General features: G+C 56.6%; 15 protein-coding genes, 3 tRNA genes and 1 other RNA gene. 10 read left to right on the top strand and 9 right to left on the bottom strand.

Translation table 11 applies throughout. From position 1 onward, the window contains the following. Positions 1 to 31: 31 nt before the first annotated feature. The gene (locus SPH27_RS03750; protein ID WP_182072517.1) at positions 32 to 1,438 is read left to right on the top strand and encodes a YchO/YchP family invasin; all 1,407 of its coding nucleotides are present in this window, start codon (positions 32 to 34) and stop codon (positions 1,436 to 1,438) included. 3 nt (positions 1,439 to 1,441) lie between these two features. Here SPH27_RS03750 and narL read toward each other — a convergent pair whose 3' ends face one another. Continuing rightward, on the bottom strand, positions 1,442 to 2,092 hold the full coding sequence (gene narL, locus SPH27_RS03745) for a two-component system response regulator NarL (RefSeq protein WP_008499531.1): 651 nt from the start codon (positions 2,090 to 2,092) through the stop codon (positions 1,442 to 1,444). Beyond that, complete coding sequence (gene narX, locus SPH27_RS03740) at positions 2,085 to 3,881, bottom strand: nitrate/nitrite two-component system sensor histidine kinase NarX (protein WP_322435608.1); 1,797 nt, start codon at positions 3,879 to 3,881, stop codon at positions 2,085 to 2,087. The genes narL and narX overlap by 8 nt, the downstream gene beginning before the upstream one ends. Before the next feature lie 309 nt (positions 3,882 to 4,190). On the opposite strand from narX, the gene SPH27_RS03735 reads away from it, so the two are divergent. The 5 genes from SPH27_RS03735 (at position 4,191) to narI (ending at position 12,628) form a co-directional block, all read left to right on the top strand. Continuing rightward, positions 4,191 to 5,588 carry a NarK family nitrate/nitrite MFS transporter gene (locus SPH27_RS03735; RefSeq protein ID WP_033145765.1) on the top strand — a complete coding sequence of 466 codons (1,398 nt, stop codon included), beginning with the start codon at positions 4,191 to 4,193 and terminating at the stop codon, positions 5,586 to 5,588. Positions 5,589 to 5,968: 380 nt separating this feature from the next. Then, on the top strand, positions 5,969 to 9,712 hold the full coding sequence (locus SPH27_RS03730; protein WP_039263581.1) for a nitrate reductase subunit alpha: 3,744 nt from the start codon (positions 5,969 to 5,971) through the stop codon (positions 9,710 to 9,712). Beyond that, positions 9,709 to 11,244: a nitrate reductase subunit beta gene (gene narH / locus SPH27_RS03725; RefSeq protein ID WP_039263580.1), complete on the top strand. Its 1,536-nt coding sequence runs from the start codon at positions 9,709 to 9,711 to the stop codon at positions 11,242 to 11,244. The genes SPH27_RS03730 and narH overlap by 4 nt, the downstream gene beginning before the upstream one ends. Further along, positions 11,241 to 11,951, top strand: coding sequence for a nitrate reductase molybdenum cofactor assembly chaperone (narJ, locus tag SPH27_RS03720; protein WP_045888023.1), 711 nt, complete (start codon positions 11,241 to 11,243; stop codon positions 11,949 to 11,951). The genes narH and narJ overlap by 4 nt, the downstream gene beginning before the upstream one ends. After that, a complete protein-coding gene (gene narI, locus SPH27_RS03715) occupies positions 11,951 to 12,628 on the top strand; it encodes a respiratory nitrate reductase subunit gamma (protein ID WP_023312107.1) in 678 nt (225 codons plus the stop codon). The genes narJ and narI overlap by 1 nt, the downstream gene beginning before the upstream one ends. Here the strand turns inward: narI and SPH27_RS03710 are convergent. Then, positions 12,625 to 13,521, bottom strand: a complete 897-nt coding sequence (locus tag SPH27_RS03710) for a DMT family transporter (protein WP_182072526.1) — start codon at positions 13,519 to 13,521, stop codon at positions 12,625 to 12,627. The two genes, narI and SPH27_RS03710, sit on opposite strands and share 4 nt — an antisense overlap. 108 nt (positions 13,522 to 13,629) lie before the next feature. Between SPH27_RS03710 and SPH27_RS03705 the strand changes: the two genes are divergently transcribed. Then, on the top strand, positions 13,630 to 14,073 hold the full coding sequence (locus tag SPH27_RS03705) for an Lrp/AsnC family transcriptional regulator (RefSeq protein WP_182072522.1): 444 nt from the start codon (positions 13,630 to 13,632) through the stop codon (positions 14,071 to 14,073). A 108-nt stretch (positions 14,074 to 14,181) separates the two neighbouring features. Here the strand turns inward: SPH27_RS03705 and SPH27_RS03700 are convergent. The 6 genes from SPH27_RS03700 to SPH27_RS03675 all read right to left on the bottom strand — a co-directional run bounded on the left by SPH27_RS03700 (position 14,182) and on the right by SPH27_RS03675 (position 16,187). Further along, a non-coding RNA gene (locus SPH27_RS03700) (RtT sRNA) lies at positions 14,182 to 14,312 on the bottom strand. Between the two features lie 45 nt (positions 14,313 to 14,357). Next, positions 14,358 to 14,442 (bottom strand) — tRNA-Tyr (locus tag SPH27_RS03695). Between the two features lie 35 nt (positions 14,443 to 14,477). After that, positions 14,478 to 14,562: transfer RNA gene (locus SPH27_RS03690), tRNA-Tyr, on the bottom strand. A 35-nt stretch (positions 14,563 to 14,597) separates the two neighbouring features. After that, positions 14,598 to 14,682: transfer RNA gene (locus SPH27_RS03685), tRNA-Tyr, on the bottom strand. Positions 14,683 to 14,839: 157 nt separating this feature from the next. Then, complete coding sequence (gene purU / locus SPH27_RS03680; protein ID WP_023312104.1) at positions 14,840 to 15,682, bottom strand: formyltetrahydrofolate deformylase; 843 nt, start codon at positions 15,680 to 15,682, stop codon at positions 14,840 to 14,842. 46 nt (positions 15,683 to 15,728) lie between these two features. Next, a complete protein-coding gene (locus tag SPH27_RS03675) occupies positions 15,729 to 16,187 on the bottom strand; it encodes a YchJ family protein (RefSeq protein ID WP_045888025.1) in 459 nt (152 codons plus the stop codon). A gap of 114 nt (positions 16,188 to 16,301) precedes the next feature. On the opposite strand from SPH27_RS03675, the gene rssA reads away from it, so the two are divergent. From rssA to galU, 3 genes are all read left to right on the top strand, one after another. Beyond that, complete coding sequence (gene rssA, locus SPH27_RS03670) at positions 16,302 to 17,204, top strand: patatin-like phospholipase RssA (protein ID WP_023312102.1); 903 nt, start codon at positions 16,302 to 16,304, stop codon at positions 17,202 to 17,204. Positions 17,205 to 17,295: 91 nt separating this feature from the next. Then, complete coding sequence (rssB, locus tag SPH27_RS03665) at positions 17,296 to 18,309, top strand: two-component system response regulator RssB (protein WP_033145760.1); 1,014 nt, start codon at positions 17,296 to 17,298, stop codon at positions 18,307 to 18,309. 200 nt (positions 18,310 to 18,509) lie between these two features. Continuing rightward, positions 18,510 to 19,418, top strand: coding sequence for a UTP--glucose-1-phosphate uridylyltransferase GalU (gene galU / locus SPH27_RS03660; RefSeq protein ID WP_008502780.1), 909 nt, complete (start codon positions 18,510 to 18,512; stop codon positions 19,416 to 19,418). Positions 19,419 to 19,598: the final 180 nt, after the last annotated feature.

Genomic DNA, 19,598 nt, shown 5'->3' with positions numbered 1-19,598 from the left:
TCATTAACACAGGTTCTTATTTACGACGTTGATGGCTGTATCGTCCCGCATTCGTTTGCTGTTTTTACTCTCCCTTGTTACGGCCGGAGCCGTTCACGGTGCGCCGAATTCCTTTATCCATCAGGCGCAAAATCCCTTTGATAATAACGGGGATAGTTTGCCCGACCTCGGCATGGCGGCGCCAACGGGCGAGGGGGAGAAGCACCTGGCCGAAATGGCGAAAGCCTTCGGTGAAGCCAGCATGACCGACAACGGTCTGACAACGGGCGAGCAGGCGCGTCAGTTTGCGTTTGGCCAGGTGCGCGACGCGGTGAGCGGCGAAGTGAACCAGCAGATTGAATCCTGGCTTTCGCCCTGGGGGAACGCCAGCGTGAACCTACTGGTGGATAACGACGGCAAATTTAACGGCAGCAGCGGGAGCTGGTTTATCCCCTGGAACGATAACAACCGTTACCTGAGCTGGAGCCAGCTTGGCCTGACCCAGCAGGCGGATGGTCTGGTCAGTAACGCCGGAATAGGCCAGCGCTGGGTCGCCGGGAAATGGCTGCTGGGTTACAACACGTTTTACGATAACCTGCTGGATGAAAACCTGCAGCGTGCCGGGCTGGGCGCGGAAGCGTGGGGGGAAAATCTGCGCCTGTCAGCCAACTATTATCAGCCCTTTGCTGGCTGGCGCGATCGCTCTGACGTCCAGGAGCAGCGCATGGCGCGCGGCTATGACGTCACCGCTAAAGCCTGGCTGCCGTGGTTCCATCATCTGAATACCAGCGTGAGCTTCGAGCAATACTTCGGCGATAACGTCGATCTCTTCAACAGCGGAACGGGCTATCACAATCCGGTGGCGGTGAATCTGGGGCTTAACTATACCCCCGTGCCGCTGGTCACCCTGACCGCCGCGCACAAGCAGGGCGAAAGTGGCGCGAGCCAGAATAACCTCGGGTTGAAGCTCAACTATCGCTTTGGCGTGCCGCTGGTGAAGCAGCTTTCCGCCGGTGAAGTCGCCGCCACGCGCTCCCTGCGCGGAAGCCGCTACGACTCGCCGGATCGCAATAGCCTGCCGGTGATGGAGTTCCGCCAGCGTAAAACGCTGTCCGTCTGGCTGGCGACGCCGCCGTGGGATCTGAAAGGGGGCGAGACCGTTATGCTGAAGCTTCAGGTTCGCAGCGCGCACGGCATTCGTGAGATCCACTGGCAGGGGGATACGCAGGCGCTGAGCCTGACGTCGCCGGCCAAAAGCAACAGCAGCGACGGCTGGAGTGTGATTATGCCTGCCTGGGATGACAGTGAAGGGGCGACAAACCGCTGGCACCTGTCGGCGGTGGTGGAAGATGAGAAAGGCCAGCGCGTCTCGTCCAATGAGATCGTGCTGACCGTCGTGCAGCCGCTGGTCGCATTGCCGGACAACGACCCGCGCTGGAAGCTTCTGCCGGAGGAGTAATCCTTAAAAAATGCGTTCCTGATGCACCCACACCGCGGCTTCAACGCGGGATTTGAGCTTCATTTTCTTCAGCATATGCTTCACGTGCACTTTGACCGTGCTTTCGGTAATGTCCAGGCGGCGGGCGATCATTTTGTTCGGCAGCCCCTGGGCAATGAGTTTGAGAATATCGCGCTCGCGCGGGGTTAACTGGCTGACGTCACGGTCAGAGGTGGCGCGATTGGCGCGCAGGCTGGCGGCGAGAACCGGCGTTAAGGCTTCGCTGAGAACCATCTCGCCCGCCGCGGCCTGCTGCAGCGCCTTAAGCAAGTCTTCCGGCTCCATATCCTTGAGCAGATAACCATCCGCCCCGCGCTTCAGCGCCGTGACCACATCCTCTTCATGGTTCGACACGCTAAAGACGACGATGCGCCCGGAAAGCGATTTTTCCCGCAGCTTGTCGAGGGTTTCCAGACCGTTCATGCCGGGCATATTCAGATCGAGCAGGATCAGATCGGGATCGAGGGATTCGGCAAGCTCAATGCCCTGTTCACCGTTGCTGGCTTCGCCAACCACGGTGATATCGGGCGCCATGCTGACCAGCTGTTTCACGCCAGTACGCAGCATCGGATGGTCGTCGATCAACAGGATGGATGCCGGTTCCTGATTAGTCATGGGTTTCTCCTTGAGCAGTTGTAAGCGGTTTCTCGGGAATAAAGGTGACCACGACTTCCGTGCCACCCGTCTCTCTCCGGCGAACCTGGCAATCACCGCGCAGGCTTTGGGCGCGGTCTCGCATAATAATTAAACCATAGTGGTTAGTGCGTTCGGCATTTTCCGGCACGCCGCGGCCGTTGTCGTGAACCGTGAGCTTCACCTGATTATTGTGCTGGCTGACGGTGACCGTTACCGCCGTCGCGCCGGAATGCTTGAGCACGTTGCTCAGCGCTTCACGGGCGATCTGCAGTACATGTATGGCCTGGTGGGAGGGGACAAACCGCGGCGGCAGCTGGTAGTCCAGCTTCACCGGGAACCCCAGTCGGGCGCTAAATTCGTGACAGCTGGACTCCAGCGCCGGGCGCAGGCCCGGCTCGGTCAGCTGCAGACGGAAGGTGGTCAGCAGCTCGCGAAGCTGTATCCAGGAGGTGTTCAGCTCGTTGCGGATCTGGCTGAGCAGCTGCTTGTTGCTTTCGGGCATCTCCGCATCCTGCATCTGCAGGCAGCTCACCTGCATTTTCATGCAGGAGAGCGACTGGGCGATCGAGTCGTGAAGCTCGCGGGCGCTGGTCGCGCGCTCTTCCATGACGATCAGCTGCTGCTGCTTTTCCGGATGCCTGTCGAGCGCCAGCGTGGCCGTTAGCTGTTCGACCAGCGTATCGACCAGCTGCTGCTGGTCGTGGCTCAGGTGACGCCCGGCTGGCAGCGTTGCCAGCAGAATACCGTACTGGGTGTGGCTGTCGGTCAGGCGCCACTTCAGGGTGGTGCCGCCGGACGTCAGCGGCGGCAGGCCGCGAGGGCAAAGATGGCAGCCTTTGTCATCGCAGGACATATCCGACTGGCAGGTAAATTCCTGATGGTTATCTTCGTCTTCCACGTCGTAGACGCGCAGCTCAAGGTCGTGAAGGAGGGTCAGATTTTGCAGGCCGTTCAGCACCGGAGAGAGGCGTTCGCATAGCGGCACCTGCATGTGCAGACGACGGTTGGCCTGCCACAGGAAGGAGAGGATCTCGTTTTTCTGCTCCAGTCCGGCCGTTTTTTCCTGAACGCGCTGTTCCAGCACCGCGTAGCTCTCGGAGAGTTCTGCCGACATGGTGTTGAGCGCCTGGCCGAGCATGGCCATCTCGTTGCGCCCGCTGATGTGCGTGCGCTGGGTAAAATCGCGTGCGGTGACCGCGCGGGCCATTGCCAGCAGCTGTTTCCACGGGTTCAGCAGCCGCGCGCGGAGCCAGACGATGGTGAAAATCAGCAGCAGACCCATAAACAGCGCCATCGCGCGGTGCACCATCACCACCCGGTCGATGCGGAGTTCGGTGGTTTGGTCGAAAGAGGAGACCAGCGCATCGATGCGTGAGACGAAACCCGCCACGTCCTGCGCAACGGTTTCGGTGCTGCGCGCCTGTTTCAGCCCGGGCTCCAGCTGGGTGTGCCAGTAGCCCTGAAGGGCTTTAAGCTGATATTGCTGACCGGCGCGGATGGCGGCGTTTTCCAGTTCGGGGCTGAAGACCGTGCGCTCCATTTCATCAATCAGGGGCCGATCGTCCTGCGTCAGGGGAACCGACGCCAGCAGGCGATAACTCTGCATGCGTAGCGAGCCTGCCTCGTTGATGGCATGCGCATTACCCTGCACTCCCTGTACCAGCCAGCCGGAGATCGCCATGCCGGTCACGCCGATGGCGGTGGACAGCAAAACGATAAGGGCTAGCTGATTCACGAGCGTCAGCGGAGATAAACATCTTTTTAACATAGAGGTGGCGTGCTCCTGACGTGGCCTGCTTGCAGGAATGGCGCTATTCTGGTGCATACCCTGGAGTATACCCATACCAATAAAGGATTACCCCTAAATTGCCAACGGAGTAGAGGGAAGGAGGTGGGGGTAGCCAGGAACCCTCAGTGCCGTGAAAAACCACGTCTTTTTTACCGAATTAGTCTACTCACTAAGGGTGAGGCCTTATTTTACGCCGCAAATCCCCCCACTTTTCCTTTGATTTATATCAACTTACCGCCGCCCTAAAACCCTAATGTTTGCAGCATCATTCGAGAATCAGAGGTGTCTATGAGTCACTCATCCGCTCCCGAAAGGGAAAATGGTGCCGTTATTACAGACTGGCGTCCAGAGGATCCGGCGTTCTGGCAACAGCGCGGCCATCGTGTAGCCAGCCGGAATCTGTGGATTTCCGTGCCGTGTTTGTTATTAGCGTTTTGCGTATGGATGTTGTTTAGCGCGGTGGCGGTCAATCTGCCGAAAGTTGGGTTTACGTTTACGACGGATCAGCTGTTCATGCTGACCGCGCTGCCGTCGCTGTCAGGCGCGCTGCTGCGTGTGCCTTACGCGTTTATGGTGCCGGTGTTTGGCGGTCGTCGCTGGACGGCGTTCAGTACGGGTATCATGATCGTCCCCTGCGTCTGGCTTGGCTTCGCAGTGCAGGATACCTCTACGCCGTTCAGCGTGTTCGTGATTATTTCCCTGCTGTGCGGTTTTGCGGGTGCGAACTTCGCCTCCAGCATGGCGAACATCAGCTTCTTCTTCCCGAAAGCGAAGCAGGGCGGTGCGCTGGGCATTAACGGCGGCCTGGGGAATATGGGCGTCAGCGTGATGCAGCTGATTGCCCCGCTGGCGATCTCTGTTTCTATTTTCGCGGCCTTTGGCGGCGGTGGCGTTGAGCAGGCGGATGGTTCTTCCCTCTATCTGCAGAACGCCGCCTGGATCTGGGTACCTTTCCTGGTGGTCTTCACCCTCGCAGCCTGGTTCTTTATGAACGATCTGTCCGCGTCGAAGGCATCGCTGAGCGAACAGCTGCCGGTGCTGAAGCGTGGACACCTCTGGGTGATGGCGCTGCTGTATCTGGCCACCTTCGGTTCGTTTATTGGGTTCTCCGCGGGCTTCGCGATGCTGTCGAAAACGCAGTTCCCGGAGATTCAGATCCTGCACTTTGCCTTCTTCGGACCGTTTATCGGTGCCCTGGCGCGTTCGCTGGGCGGCATGGTCTCTGACCGTCTCGGCGGTACCCGCGTGACGCTGGTGAACTTCGTCGTGATGGCGGTCTTCTGCGCGCTGCTGTTCCTGACGCTGCCCGTCGACGGGCAGGGCGGTAACTTCATCGCCTTCTTCGGCGTGTTTATGGTGCTGTTCCTGACGGCCGGGCTGGGGAGCGCGTCTACCTTCCAGATGATCTCCGTGATCTTCCGTAAGCTGACGATGGATCGCGTGAAGGCGCAGGGCGGGAGCGAAGAGCAGGCCATGCGCGAAGCGGCGACGGATACGGCTGCGGCGCTGGGCTTTATCTCTGCCATCGGCGCGATTGGCGGCTTCTTTATCCCGAAAGCGTTCGGTATCTCTCTGGACCTGACCGGCTCTCCGGCTGGCGCCATGAAAGTCTTCCTCGTCTTCTATATCGCCTGCGTTGTGATTACGTGGCTGGTATATGGCCGAAATACCAAGAAAAATAAGTAAGTGTGATTATCCGTTTACGCGGCCTTCGGGCCGCGTTTTTTTTGCCAGCATAATAGTTACAACATACTTACGGCTTTTACGGCAGACGCCTGCGGTGACACTGTGATCGCCATCGCTTTGCAGGTGGCTCTACCCCTTAATACCTGAGATGTTAAATTTTGACTGGCTTTTTGTACGATAAAATAAAAATAACTCTATATTTCATGATGATATGAAATTTTTGAGGATACCGCTTTGGTGGTATTTGGTGTAACCCCTCGCCTGAAAGTCCCTCCTCGTCTTGATCGTTATCAATTCTCCCCCTCTTTCAGGGCGTTACCTTCGCTGCAAATCAGCAATGTCGATTTAGAGAGCCACAGGCTCCACACAGGAGATACCCGATGAGCAAATTTTTGGACCGGTTTCGCTACTTCAAACAGAAGGGTGAAACTTTTGCCGATGGGCACGGCCAGGTTCTGGATACCAACCGGGACTGGGAAGACGGTTACCGCCAGCGCTGGCAGCATGACAAAGTCGTCCGTTCGACCCACGGCGTGAACTGTACCGGTTCATGCAGCTGGAAGATTTTCGTTAAAAACGGTCTGGTGACCTGGGAAATGCAGCAGACCGACTATCCGCGCACCCGCCCGGATATGCCAAACCACGAACCGCGCGGCTGCCCGCGCGGTGCCAGCTACTCCTGGTATCTCTACAGCGCCAACCGTCTGAAATACCCGCTGATGCGCAAGCGCCTGATGAAAATGTGGCGTGAGGCGAAAGTACAGCACAGCGATCCGGTGGATGCCTGGGCGTCCATCATCGAAGACGCTGACAAAGCAAAAAGCTTCAAGCAGGCTCGCGGTCGCGGTGGTTTCGTTCGCTCCTCGTGGAAAGAGGTAAACGAGCTGATTGCCGCCTCCAACGTCTACACCGTTAAAACCTACGGTCCTGACCGCGTGGCGGGCTTCTCGCCTATCCCGGCGATGTCGATGGTCTCTTACGCCTCCGGGGCGCGCTATCTGTCGCTGATCGGCGGTACCTGCCTGAGCTTCTACGACTGGTACTGCGACCTGCCGCCTGCGTCTCCGCAGACCTGGGGCGAGCAGACCGACGTGCCGGAGTCCGCGGACTGGTACAACTCCAGCTACATCATCGCCTGGGGCTCTAACGTTCCTCAGACGCGTACGCCGGACGCGCACTTCTTTACCGAAGTCCGTTACAAAGGCACCAAAACCGTGGCTGTGACCCCTGACTACGCGGAAATCGCCAAGCTTTGCGATCTGTGGCTGGCGCCGAAACAGGGTACCGACGCCGCGATGGCGATGGCGATGGGCCACGTCATGCTGCGTGAATTCCATCTTGATAAGCCAAGCCAGTACTTCACCGACTACGTTCGCCGCTACACCGACATGCCGATGCTGGTCATGCTGGAAGAGCGTGAGGGCTATTATGCCGCTGGCCGCACGCTGCGCGCCGCCGATCTGGTGGATTCGCTGGGCCAGGAAAACAACCCTGAGTGGAAAACCGTTGCGTATAACAGCAACGGCGAGCTGGTGGCGCCAAACGGCTCTATCGGCTTCCGCTGGGGCGAGAAGGGCAAGTGGAACCTTGAGCAACGCAACGGCACCACCGGCGAAGAGACGGAGCTGCGCCTGAGCATGCTGGGCAGCCAGGACGAGATCGCCGAGGTCGGGTTCCCGTACTTCGGCGGTGAAGGTTCAGAGCACTTCAACAAGGTTGAACTGAAAAACGTTCTGATGCACAAACTGCCGGTTAAGCGCCTGCAGCTGGCCGACGGTTCTACCGCGCTGGTCACCACCGTTTATGACCTGACCATGGCGAACTACGGTCTGGAACGCGGTCTGGGCGATGAAAACTGCGCAACCGGCTATGACGACGTGAAGGCCTACACCCCGGCCTGGGCGGAACAGATTACCGGCGTGCCACGTGCGCACATTACCCGTATCGCACGTGAGTTCGCTGAAAACGCGGACAAAACGCACGGCCGTTCGATGATCATCGTCGGCGCGGGTCTGAACCACTGGTATCACCTCGATATGAACTATCGCGGTCTGATCAACATGCTGATCTTCTGCGGCTGCGTTGGTCAGAGCGGCGGCGGCTGGGCACACTACGTCGGCCAGGAAAAACTGCGTCCGCAGACCGGCTGGCAGCCGCTGGCGTTTGCCCTCGACTGGCAGCGTCCGGCACGCCATATGAACAGTACCTCCTACTTCTATAACCACTCCAGCCAGTGGCGCTACGAAACGGTCACCGCACAGGAGCTGCTGTCGCCGATGGCGGATAAATCCCGCTACAGCGGCCACCTGATCGACTTCAACGTGCGTGCTGAACGCATGGGCTGGCTGCCGTCGGCGCCGCAGCTGGGCACTAACCCGCTGCGCATTGCGGAAGCGGCGAAGCAGGCGGGCATGTCACCGGTGGATTACACCGTGAAATCCCTGAAGGATGGCTCTATCCGCTTTGCGGCAGAACAGCCGGAGAACGGTAAAAACCACCCGCGCAACCTGTTCATCTGGCGCTCCAACCTGCTGGGCTCGTCCGGTAAAGGCCACGAGTACATGCTGAAATACCTGCTCGGTACCGAAAACGGTATCCAGGGGAAAGATCTCGGCAAGCAGGGCGGCGTGAAGCCGGAAGAGGTGGAGTGGAAAGATAACGGCCTCGACGGCAAGCTGGATCTGGTGGTGACGCTCGACTTCCGTCTGTCCAGCACCTGCCTGTACTCCGACATCGTGCTGCCAACCGCGACCTGGTACGAAAAAGACGACATGAATACCTCGGATATGCATCCGTTTATTCATCCGCTGTCTGCGGCCGTTGACCCGGCGTGGGAATCGAAAAGCGACTGGGATATCTACAAAGACATCGCGAAGAAATTCTCCGAAGTCTGCGTAGGGCACCTCGGCAAAGAGACCGACGTGGTGACGCTGCCAATCCAGCACGACTCTGCCGCCGAACTGGCGCAGCCGCTGGACGTGAAGGACTGGAAAAAAGGTGAATGTGACCTGATCCCGGGCGTAACCGCGCCGCACATTATTCCGGTTGAACGCGACTACCCGGCAACCTACGAGCGCTTTACCTCTATCGGCCCGCTGATGGAGAAAATCGGTAACGGTGGGAAGGGGATCGCCTGGAACACCCAGAGCGAAATGGATCTGCTGCGCAAGCTCAACTACACCAAAGCGGACGGCCCGGCGAAAGGCCAGCCGATGCTGAACACGGCGATTGATGCGGCAGAGATGATCCTGACCCTGGCCCCGGAAACCAACGGTCACGTTGCCGTCAAAGCCTGGGCGGCGCTGAGCGAGTTCACCGGTCGCGACCATACGCACCTGGCGACGAATAAAGAGGAAGAGAAAATCCGCTTCCGCGATATTCAGGCGCAGCCGCGCAAGATTATCTCCAGCCCGACCTGGTCTGGCCTGGAGGATGAGCACGTGTCCTATAACGCGGGCTACACCAACGTTCACGAGCTGATCCCATGGCGCACCCTGTCCGGTCGTCAGTCGCTGTATCAGGATCACCAGTGGATGCGCGACTTCGGTGAAAGCCTGCTGGTCTACCGTCCGCCAATCGACACCCGCTCCGTGAAAGCGGTGATGGGCGCGAAATCGAACGGTAACCCTGAGAAGGCGCTGAACTTCCTGACGCCGCACCAGAAGTGGGGCATTCACTCCACCTACAGCGACAACCTGCTGATGCTGACCCTGTCTCGCGGCGGTCCGATTGTCTGGATGAGCGAAACGGACGCCAAAGATCTGGGTATCGAAGATAACGACTGGATCGAAGTGTTCAACAGCAACGGTGCCCTGACGGCGCGTGCGGTGGTGAGCCAGCGCGTACCGGCCGGGATGACCATGATGTACCACGCGCAGGAACGTATCGTTAACCTGCCGGGGTCAGAAATTACCGAGCAGCGCGGCGGGATCCACAACTCCGTGACCCGTATTACGCCGAAGCCGACCCACATGATCGGTGGCTATGCGCAGCTGGCCTACGGCTTTAACTACTACGGCACCGTAGGATCGAACCGCGATGAGTTCGTGGTGGTACGTAAGATGAAGAATATTAACTGGTTAGACGGCGAAGGTAATGACCAGGTACAGGAGAGCGTAAAATGAAAATTCGTTCACAAGTCGGCATGGTGCTGAATCTGGATAAATGCATCGGCTGTCATACCTGCTCGGTCACCTGTAAAAACGTCTGGACCAGCCGCGAAGGTATGGAGTACGCCTGGTTCAACAACGTGGAAAGCAAGCCGGGCACCGGCTTCCCGACCGACTGGGAAAACCAGGAGAAGTGGAAGGGCGGCTGGATCCGTAAAATCAACGGCAAGCTGCAGCCGCGCATGGGTAACCGCGCGATGCTGCTGGGTAAAATCTTCGCTAACCCGCACCTGCCGGGCATCGACGATTACTACGAGCCGTTTGACTACGACTACCAGAACCTGCACAACGCGCCGGAAAGCAAACACCAGCCGATCGCCCGTCCGCGCTCGCTGATCACCGGTCAGCGCATGGACAAGATCACCAGCGGTCCAAACTGGGAGGAGATTCTGGGCGGCGAGTTCGAGAAGCGCGCCAAAGACCAGAACTTCGAGAACATGCAGAAGGCGATGTACGGCCAGTTTGAAAATACCTTCATGATGTATCTGCCGCGCCTGTGCGAGCACTGCCTCAACCCGGCGTGCGTGGCGACCTGCCCGAGCGGCGCTATCTACAAGCGTGAAGAAGATGGCATCGTGCTGATCGACCAGGACAAGTGCCGCGGCTGGCGTATGTGCATCACCGGCTGCCCGTACAAAAAAATCTACTTCAACTGGAAGAGCGGTAAATCTGAGAAGTGCATCTTCTGCTACCCGCGTATCGAAGCCGGAATGCCGACCGTCTGCTCTGAAAGCTGCGTAGGCCGTATTCGCTACCTCGGCGTGCTGCTGTATGACGCGGACGCGATTGAAAACGCCGCGAGCACCGAGCACGAGAAAGATCTGTATCAGCGTCAGCTGGACGTGTTCCTCGATCCGAACGATCCGAAGGTGATTGAGCAGGCGCTGAAAGACGGCGTGCCGCAGAGCGTGATTGACGCGGCGCAGCAGTCACCGGTGTACAAAATGGCGATGGACTGGAAGCTGGCCCTGCCGCTGCATCCGGAATACCGCACCCTGCCGATGGTCTGGTACGTGCCGCCGCTGTCGCCGATTCAGTCTGCCGCTGACGCGGGCGAACTGGGCAGCAACGGCATCCTGCCGGACGTGGAAAGCCTGCGTATTCCGGTTCAGTACCTGGCGAACCTGTTGACCGCAGGGGATACCCAGCCGGTACTGCTCGCGCTGAAACGTATGCTGGCGATGCGTCACTTCAAACGCGCGGAAACCGTAGACGGCGTGATCGATACCCGCGCGCTGGAAGAGGTTGGTCTGACCGAAGCGCAGGCGCAGGAGATGTACCGCTATCTGGCGATTGCCAACTACGAAGACCGTTTCGTGGTGCCGAGCAGCCACCGCGAGCTGGCTCGTGAAGCCTTCCCGGAAAAAAATGGCTGTGGCTTTACCTTTGGCGACGGTTGCCACGGGTCAGACAGCAAATTCAACCTGTTCAACAGCCGCCGCATCGATGCCATGGATGTGACCAGCAAAACGGAGCCGCACCAATGATTGAACTCGTCATTGTTTCGCGTCTGCTCGAGTACCCGGATGCTGCGCTTGCGCAGCATCAGCAGGAACTCTTTGATGCACTCGCGTCATCTGAAAACCTGGATAAAGACGATGCCCAGCGGCTTGGCGTTTTCCTCCGCGATCTGTTAGCGCGCGATCTCCTGGACGCGCAGGCGGACTACAGCCAGCTGTTTGACCGTGGTCGTGCGACCTCGCTGCTGCTGTTTGAACACGTTCACGGTGAGTCACGTGACCGCGGTCAGGCGATGGTCGACCTGATGGCCCAGTACGAACAGCACGGCCTGCAGCTCGATAGCCGCGAGCTGCCGGATCATCTGCCGCTGTATCTGGAGTACCTGGCGCAGCTGCCGAAAGAAGAGGCGCTGGGCGGTCTGCAGGATATCGCGCCGATCCTGGCGCTGCTCGGCGCGCGTCTTCAGCAGCGCGAGAGCCGCTATGCTGTTCTGTTCGATCTGCTGGTGAAGCTGGCCAACGCCGCGGTCGACAGTGAAAAAGTGGCGGAGAAAATTGCGGATGAAGCCCGCGATGATACCCCACAGGCGCTGGATGCGGTCTGGGAAGAAGAGCAGGTGAAATTCTTTGCTGACCAGAACTGCGGCGAGTCTGAAATCTCCGCTCACCAGCGTCGCTTTGCCGGCGCGGTTGCCCCGCAATATTTGAATATCTCTAACGGAGGACGGCACTAATGCACTTCCTGAATATGTTCTTCTTCGACATTTACCCGTATATCGCGGGCACCGTGTTCCTGGTGGGAAGCTGGCTGCGTTACGACTACGGCCAGTACACCTGGCGTGCGGCCTCCAGCCAGATGCTGGATCGTAAAGGGATGCATGTGGGCTCTAACCTGTTCCACATCGGTATTCTTGGGATTTTTGCCGGTCACTTCCTCGGGATGCTGACGCCGCACTGGATGTATGAAGCGTGGCTACCGATCGAGGTGAAGCAGAAGATGGCGATGATCGCCGGCGGTGCCTGCGGCGTGATGACTCTGGTGGGGGGCCTGCTGCTGCTGAAACGTCGTCTGTTCAGCCCGCGCGTGCGTGCGACCACGACCGCAGCGGATATTCTGATCCTCTCCCTGCTGATGGTGCAGTGCGCGCTGGGCCTGCTGACCATTCCGTTCTCGGCGCAGCATATGGACGGCAGCGAAATGATGAAGCTGGTCGGCTGGGCGCAGTCCGTGGTGACCTTCCACGGCGGAGCCTCCGCGCACCTGGACGGCGTAGCGTTTATCTTCCGCGTTCACCTGGTGCTGGGTATGACGCTGTTTGTGCTGTTCCCGTTCTCACGTCTGGTGCATATCTGGAGCGCGCCGGTGGAGTACCTGACGCGCAAATACCAGATTGTGCGTGCCCGTCGCTAATTCGCCGTTTTGATACCAACCCCGCACTCGCGGGGTTTTTTTTCGCCCCAGCCCAGGTTATTGCCCGCGGCAGCAAACAGGATCAGCGCGCCGCCCGCCAGCTGCGTCAGGTTCAGCGAGTGTCCGAACACCAGATTATCGACAACGATCGCCACCACCGGATAGATAAACGACAGGGAGCCGGTAATGGGCGTAGGCAGCTTCTGGATCGCGCTGTAGAGCAGCTGGTACATAATGCCGGTATGGACGATGCCCAGCGTCAGCAGGATCGGCCAGGGAAAATCACCGGAAAATGACGGCATGCTGGCAAAGGGCAAAAGCATCACGACGCCCGTCAGCACCTGGATAAAGGCAATATGCTGCGGCGCAACGGATCTGAGCTTGCGGGCAATAATGGCCGTGACCGCATAGAAGAAAGCCGCGGCCATCGCAAGGCCGATTCCGGCGAGCCATTCACCGCCGTGCGCGCCGGTCAGCTCGCTGGAGAGCAAGATCACCACGCCGCCGAAGGCGAGGAACAGCCAGCCCCATTTCACCAGACTAACGCGCTCACCTAAAAACATCCCCATTAAGACCAGCATAAACGGCTGGGTGTTATAGATCACGGTAGAAAGACCAATCGAGATCCGTTCATAGGCCGCGAAGAGCAGCAGCCAGTTCACCACGAGCGCTACGCCGCCGAGAATGGCCAGCAGCAGCGTGGTGCGGGTGAGGGGACTGAAGGGCTTTTGACTTGCCCGGATAAAAATAAAAAGCGCTATTGCCCCGATAAGACAGCGCCAGAACACCACTTCCGTCACCGGCAGACCGCTGAGTAAAACAAACGCACCGATAGAGCCGGAAATTAACATCGCCAGGCTCATTTGCCAGACGCCTTTATGGAAATCACGCATCATCCACCTCCTGATTGTATGACGCTATTGTCGAAAATCGCTGTCGGGTTTTACAGGGATGAGATAAGGTGAAATGCAATGATGGCTTTTTAAAATTAGGTGAAAACGATGGAATACCTTCTCGATGATATCGACCGTCGAATTTTAGCCTGTATGGTCGAAGATGCGCGCATGTCTTTGAAGGTGCTCAGCGGACGCATCGGTCTGACTTCCCCCAGCACGGCAGAACGCCTGAAGAGGCTGGAAGAGCGCGGTGTGATTCAGGGGTATGGCGCACGGGTGAATCTGGCGGCGCTGGGGTATACGCTGCAGGCGCTGGTGCGCGTGCGTCCTTTGCCGGGGTTGTTGCATAAGGTGGATAAATACATTCAGGCGATGCCGGAGTGTATAGAGAGCGACAAAGTCACCGGGGAAGATTGCTTTGTGATTAGGCTGGTGGTGCGATCGATAGAGCAGCTGGATGTGCTGCTGGACGGCCTGGCGGAGCATGCCCAGTGCAATACGTCGATTGTGAAGAGTTCGCCGGTGAAGCGTCGTTTGCCGCCGATGTAGGCTTCTGGCTTCTGTCGCCGGGTGGCGGCTGCGCCTGCGAAGGCTTCCCCGTTACGGAAATGCATGATGCCTGGTGCAAAAAGGAGGTTTGGAGTTATTTGAAAGTGATGGTGGTGGGGGAAGGATTACTCGGCGTGTTGCGCCTCGCCCTTCGGGTCGTTGCCTGCGGCAACGCTTTCTCGCTACGCTCGAATCGAACCTTAGTCGAAGCTTCTCATCCTTCCCCGTTACGGAAATACATGATGCCTGGTGCAAAATGGAGGTTTGGAGTTATTTGAAGGTGATGGTGGTGGGGGAAGGATTCGAACCTTCGAAGTCGATGACGGCAGATTTACAGTCTGCTCCCTTTGGCCGCTCGGGAACCCCACCAGGGGTAATTCAAATTTTGATGTCGTGCTGAGAGATGGTGGTGGGGGAAGGATTCGAACCTTCGAAGTCGATGACGGCAGATTTACAGTCTGCTCCCTTTGGCCGCTCGGGAACCCCACCAGGGGTAATTCAAATTTTGATGTCGTGCTGAGAGATGGTGGTGGGGGAAGGATTCGAACCTTCGAAGTCGATGACGGCAGATTTACAGTCTGCTCCCTTTGGCCGCTCGGGAACCCCACCACGGGGTAATGCTTTTTACTGGCCTGCTTCCTGCTGGAAGCGGGGCGCATCATATCAAATGAGGCGCCCCTGTAAAGCATTCCTTTAGGTAAATGAAGCTGTTTGCCTGCTTTTTATCCGTAAAGGCGCAAAGCTAATCAATTCATTTTCCGAAAGATTAAAGAATGATGGTTCTGTTGCCGTAGACAAAGACACGCTGCGCCAGCACCTGATACAGCGCACGACTGAGCACGTTCTTCTCAACGTCACGCCCTGCACGCATCATGTCCTCGGCCGTGTAGGTGTGGTCCACGTGAATCACGTCCTGCATGATGATTGGACCTTCGTCCAGGTTGTCATTCACATAGTGCGCGGTCGCACCGATGATCTTCACGCCGCGCTCGTAGGCCTGGTGGTAGGGACGCGCGCCAATAAAGGCCGGCAGGAACGAGTGGTGAATGTTGATGATCTTGTTCGGGAAACGCGCCACGAAGGATGGCGTTAACACGCGCATGTATTTCGCCAGCACCACGTAGTCCGGGTTATGCGCTTCAATGGCCTGCGCCATCAGATCGTCGTGTTCTTCACGGGTATGGCCTTCGTGGCTCACCAGCTCGAACGGAATATCAAAACGCTCGACCAGCGTGCGCAGCGTCTCATGGTTGCCAATAACGGCAGCTATTTCCACGTCCAGACCGCCGTAGTTTGCTTTCATCAGCAGGTCGCCCAGACAGTGTGCTTCTTTGGTCACCAGGATCACGATGCGGCGTCGACCGGCTGGGGTCAGTTCGCGCACGGAACCTTCCGGAAGCGCGCTGTCGAGATCGGCAAGCAGGGTGGTGTCGTTGAAAATACCTTCGAGTTCGGTACGCATAAAGAAGCGGCCGGTACGGTGGTCAACGAACTCGTTGTTCTGCACGATATTCAGTTCATGTTTGTAGCAAATGTTGGTAATTCGTGCGATCAGTCCTTTTTGATCGGGACAGATGGTGCGCAGAACTTTACGTTGTAATGATTGCATCGCCGGGAAATCCTGTTTGTATTTGCGAAGTCTGGGTTGTCAGGCATTACTGCCCGCAACACTTTTTAAATTTTTTACCTGAACCACACGGGCAGGGATCGTTACGACCAAACTGTGGGCGCGTTCCGTCAATATAATACCACTGCCCGCTTTCCTTTAAGAACCGGGAACGCTCGATAATGGCACCTGGTTTATTATTCTCGGTAAAACGAGCAACAAAGCTGACGTAACCTTCATCCACATGACTGCCCGTTGAGGATTCATAGACGGTAAGGCCGAGCCACTGCGTGTTCGCGAAGCCGGCTTCGATGTCCTGTCTGAATTCGGCAGCGTGGCAGGAGGGATGCCAGGTTTTAATCAGGTAGTCTGCGTCTTTGATCACAAAAGCAGTGTAACGTGAACGCATGAGGTGTGACGGGTCTGGTGCAACCTGATCGCCAGACAGATATCGCTGGCAACATAGGCTATACTCCAGAGCGCTACCACAAGGGCAGAGTTGAGACACGATTCTCTTCCTGGAACAAATAATAAAGGCGTAAAACGCTTCGGGTAGCACTATGTTAACTGAGCTGTTGCGTTGACGCTATGTCAGGAATCCAGGGGAAGTAAAACAGGGCTAATGAGAAAGGTTAAAATTGGACTGGCGCTGGGCTCAGGTGCAGCCCGGGGATGGTCACACATCGGCGTGATTAATGCCTTAAACAAGATGGGCATTAACGTAGATATTGTCGCAGGGTGTTCAATAGGATCGCTTGTCGGCTCCGCTTACGCGTGCGGGAAGCTTCCGGAACTCGAGACCTGGGTGCGTTCCTTCAGTTACTGGGACGTCCTGCGCCTGATGGACCTCTCGTGGCAGCGTGGTGGGCTGTTGCGCGGCGAACGCGTCTTTAACCAGTTCCGCCAGGTTATGCCTCTCGAAGACTTCACTGATTGTCAGATGCCCTTTGGCGCCGTCGCGACGAACCTCAGCACGGGACGCGAACTGTGGTTAACCGAAGGGGATATCCATCTTGCCGTGCGCGCCTCCTGCAGCATGCCGGGGCTTATGGCGCCTGTCCCACACAACGGTTACTGGCTTGTCGACGGTGGCGTTGTAAACCCGGTTCCCATCTCTCTGACCCGTGCAATGGGGGCGGATATCGTGATTGCCGTCGACCTGCAGCACGACGCCCACTTGATGCAACAGGATCTCATGCCGGTCAATCTCCAGAGCGAAGATGCCGAGGGCGAGAAACTGGCCTGGCATGAGCGCCTGCGCGGTAGAATCGGGCGTATGGCCGCGCGACGCTCGGTTGCCGCGCCGACGGCGATAGAAATCATGACCACGTCAATCCAGGTACTGGAGAATCGCCTTAAGCGCAATCGTATGGCAGGCGATCCGCCAGATATTCTTATTCAGCCTTACTGTCCGCAAATCTCTACTCTTGATTTCCATCGGGCTGAGGCCGCCATCGCAGCGGGCTCGTTAGCCGTCGAAAAGAAAATGGACGAATTGTTGCCTTTTGTGCAAACAGCACGTTAAGCACCTTTTTTTGACTACTTCAGCAAAATCTGACAGGCGATAGTGCCGATCGCATGCCACTATTTAGTTACTGTCAGCCAGGGGAGGAACCATGACGCAGCCATTGGCCGGAAAACACATTTTGATTGTTGAAGACGAGCCCGTTTTCCGATCGCTACTGGATTCGTGGTTATCCTCGCTGGGAGCAATCACTTCACTGGCTGAAGATGGTATCGACGCCCTGGAAAAAATGATCAGCATTACGCCCGATTTAATGATTTGCGACATTGAGATGCCGCGCATGAACGGGCTGAAGCTGGTTGAACATCTGCGTAACGAAGGCAACCAGACGCCGATTCTGGTGATCTCTGCCACAGAGAATATGGCGGATATCGCCAAAGCATTGCGACTCGGTGTCCAGGATATTCTGCTTAAACCGGTCAAGGATCTGAACCGGCTGCGAGAAACGGTCTTAGCGTGCCTGTATCCGAATATGTTTAATTCCCGGGTAGAGGAAGAGGAGCGTCTTTTCCAGGACTGGGATGCCCTGGTGAGTGATCCTCCTGCTGCGGCGAAACTGTTGCAAGAACTTCAGCCACCCGTACAGCAAACTATTTCACACTGCCGCGTAAATTATCGTCAGCTGGTGGCGGCTGATCAGCCGGGACTGGTACTGGATATCGCACCTTTATCTGATTCCGACCTTGCGTTTTATTCTCTGGATGTTACCCGGGCAGGGGATAATGGCGTATTAGCCGCGTTACTTCTTCGCGCGCTTTTTAATGGTTTGCTGCAGGAACAGTTATCGCATCAGGGACAACGGCTGCCGGAGTTAGGCAGTTTGCTCAAACAGGTAAACCAGCTTTTTCGCCAGGCTAATTTGCCCGGACAGTTCCCGCTGCTGGTCGGCTATTACCACAGCGGTTTAAAGAATCTGATCCTCGTTTCAGCAGGTCTCAACGCTTCACTGAATACCGGTGAACATCATATTCAGGTGAGTAACGGCGTTCCGCTTGGGACATTGGGTACGGCGTATCTTAATCAAATTAGCCACCGCTGTTCCTCCTGGCAGTGCCAAATTTGGGGCGCCGGGGGACGGCTACGCTTAATGTTGTCCACGGAATAAGCAATTGGATCTTAATTTTAAGATTGCTTTACCTGTGTTTTACGGGGAGTGCTACTATCGCTGCCCAGATTCATGCGTATTTGTCCTAATTGATCGGCAACGCGTTCTTTTCAGACCCGGACTGCGGGGCGAGGCTGATATACTCAACGCGTTATTTATTGCATAAAAGTTCAAAACTTGAACAGCTCAGGAGAATTTGAATGGCTGCCCTAAATTCGAAAGTCAGAAAGGCCGTCATCCCGGTAGCGGGATTGGGGACCAGGATGTTACCAGCAACTAAGGCAATTCCTAAAGAGATGCTGCCTCTGGTTGATAAGCCATTAATCCAGTATGTCGTTAATGAATGTATCGCAGCCGGCATCACTGAAATTGTGCTGGTTACGCATTCATCAAAAAACTCTATCGAAAACCATTTCGATACAAGCTTTGAACTTGAAGCCATGCTGGAAAAACGTGTTAAGCGTCAGCTGTTAGAAGAAGTTCAGTCTATTTGCCCGCCTCACGTTACCATTATGCAGGTTCGTCAGGGCCTGGCTAAAGGTTTGGGCCACGCTGTAATGTGTGCACATCCTGTTGTAGGTGATGAGCCTGTAGCGGTAATTCTGCCTGACGTAATTCTGGACGAATACGAATCCGATCTTTCTCAGGATAACCTGGCAGAGATGATCAAACGTTTCGACGAAACCGGTAGCAGCCAGATTATGGTTGAGCCTGTTGAAGACGTGACGGCATACGGTGTGGTTGACTGCAAAGGCGTTAACCTTGAGCCGGGCGAAAGCGTGCCAATGGTTGGCGTGGTAGAGAAGCCTAAAGCCGACGTAGCGCCTTCAAACCTGGCTGTTGTAGGTCGCTATGTTCTGAGCGCTGAAATCTGGCCTCTGCTGGCGAAAACGCCTCCAGGAGCGGGTGATGAGATTCAGCTGACGGATGCCATTGATATGCTGATCGAGAAAGAGACCGTTGAGGCTTACCATATGAAAGGTAAGAGCCATGACTGCGGTAATAAGCTTGGTTATATGCAGGCGTTTGTTGAATATGGTATTCGCCACAATACTCTTGGTGAAGAATTTAAAACCTGGCTCAAAGAGAGCGTAGGTATTAAGAAATAAGCCACGGGTACATATGTCCGAAACCGGTGAGGCGCTGCCCACCGGTTTTTTTATGCCCTAAACACTTCTGAAACCTGTCTCTAAGTACAGTTATTAAAATTGCAAAATAATGCTTTATGACAGAGTGTAAGGGGATGTTTGCGACAAATTTAGGTTAAAAAAAATCCCGCATTACGCGGG

The organism is Enterobacter sp. A103 (assembly GCF_034427535.1).
GTDB classification, from domain to species: domain Bacteria; phylum Pseudomonadota; class Gammaproteobacteria; order Enterobacterales; family Enterobacteriaceae; genus Enterobacter; species Enterobacter asburiae_B.
The sequence above is the reverse complement of the archived record's forward strand: the minus strand, read 5'-3'. Positions and strand labels throughout refer to the sequence as shown.

What these genes read in the sequence shown, in the direction of transcription:
- SPH27_RS03750 (WP_182072517.1), top strand. Translation starts at nt 32, where the DNA reads ATGGCTGTATCGTCCCGCATTCGTTTGCTGTTTTTACTCTCCCTTGTT.
- rssB (WP_033145760.1), top strand. Translation starts at nt 17,296, where the DNA reads ATGACGCAGCCATTGGCCGGAAAACACATTTTGATTGTTGAAGACGAG.
- narI (WP_023312107.1), top strand. Translation starts at nt 11,951, where the DNA reads ATGCACTTCCTGAATATGTTCTTCTTCGACATTTACCCGTATATCGCG.
- SPH27_RS03705 (WP_182072522.1), top strand. Translation starts at nt 13,630, where the DNA reads ATGGAATACCTTCTCGATGATATCGACCGTCGAATTTTAGCCTGTATG.
- narH (WP_039263580.1), top strand. Translation starts at nt 9,709, where the DNA reads ATGAAAATTCGTTCACAAGTCGGCATGGTGCTGAATCTGGATAAATGC.
- narX (WP_322435608.1), bottom strand. Translation starts at nt 3,881, where the DNA reads ATGTTAAAAAGATGTTTATCTCCGCTGACGCTCGTGAATCAGCTAGCC.
- galU (WP_008502780.1), top strand. Translation starts at nt 18,510, where the DNA reads ATGGCTGCCCTAAATTCGAAAGTCAGAAAGGCCGTCATCCCGGTAGCG.
- purU (WP_023312104.1), bottom strand. Translation starts at nt 15,682, where the DNA reads ATGCAATCATTACAACGTAAAGTTCTGCGCACCATCTGTCCCGATCAA.
- rssA (WP_023312102.1), top strand. Translation starts at nt 16,302, where the DNA reads ATGAGAAAGGTTAAAATTGGACTGGCGCTGGGCTCAGGTGCAGCCCGG.
- SPH27_RS03730 (WP_039263581.1), top strand. Translation starts at nt 5,969, where the DNA reads ATGAGCAAATTTTTGGACCGGTTTCGCTACTTCAAACAGAAGGGTGAA.
- narJ (WP_045888023.1), top strand. Translation starts at nt 11,241, where the DNA reads ATGATTGAACTCGTCATTGTTTCGCGTCTGCTCGAGTACCCGGATGCT.
- SPH27_RS03710 (WP_182072526.1), bottom strand. Translation starts at nt 13,521, where the DNA reads ATGCGTGATTTCCATAAAGGCGTCTGGCAAATGAGCCTGGCGATGTTA.
- narL (WP_008499531.1), bottom strand. Translation starts at nt 2,092, where the DNA reads ATGACTAATCAGGAACCGGCATCCATCCTGTTGATCGACGACCATCCG.
- SPH27_RS03735 (WP_033145765.1), top strand. Translation starts at nt 4,191, where the DNA reads ATGAGTCACTCATCCGCTCCCGAAAGGGAAAATGGTGCCGTTATTACA.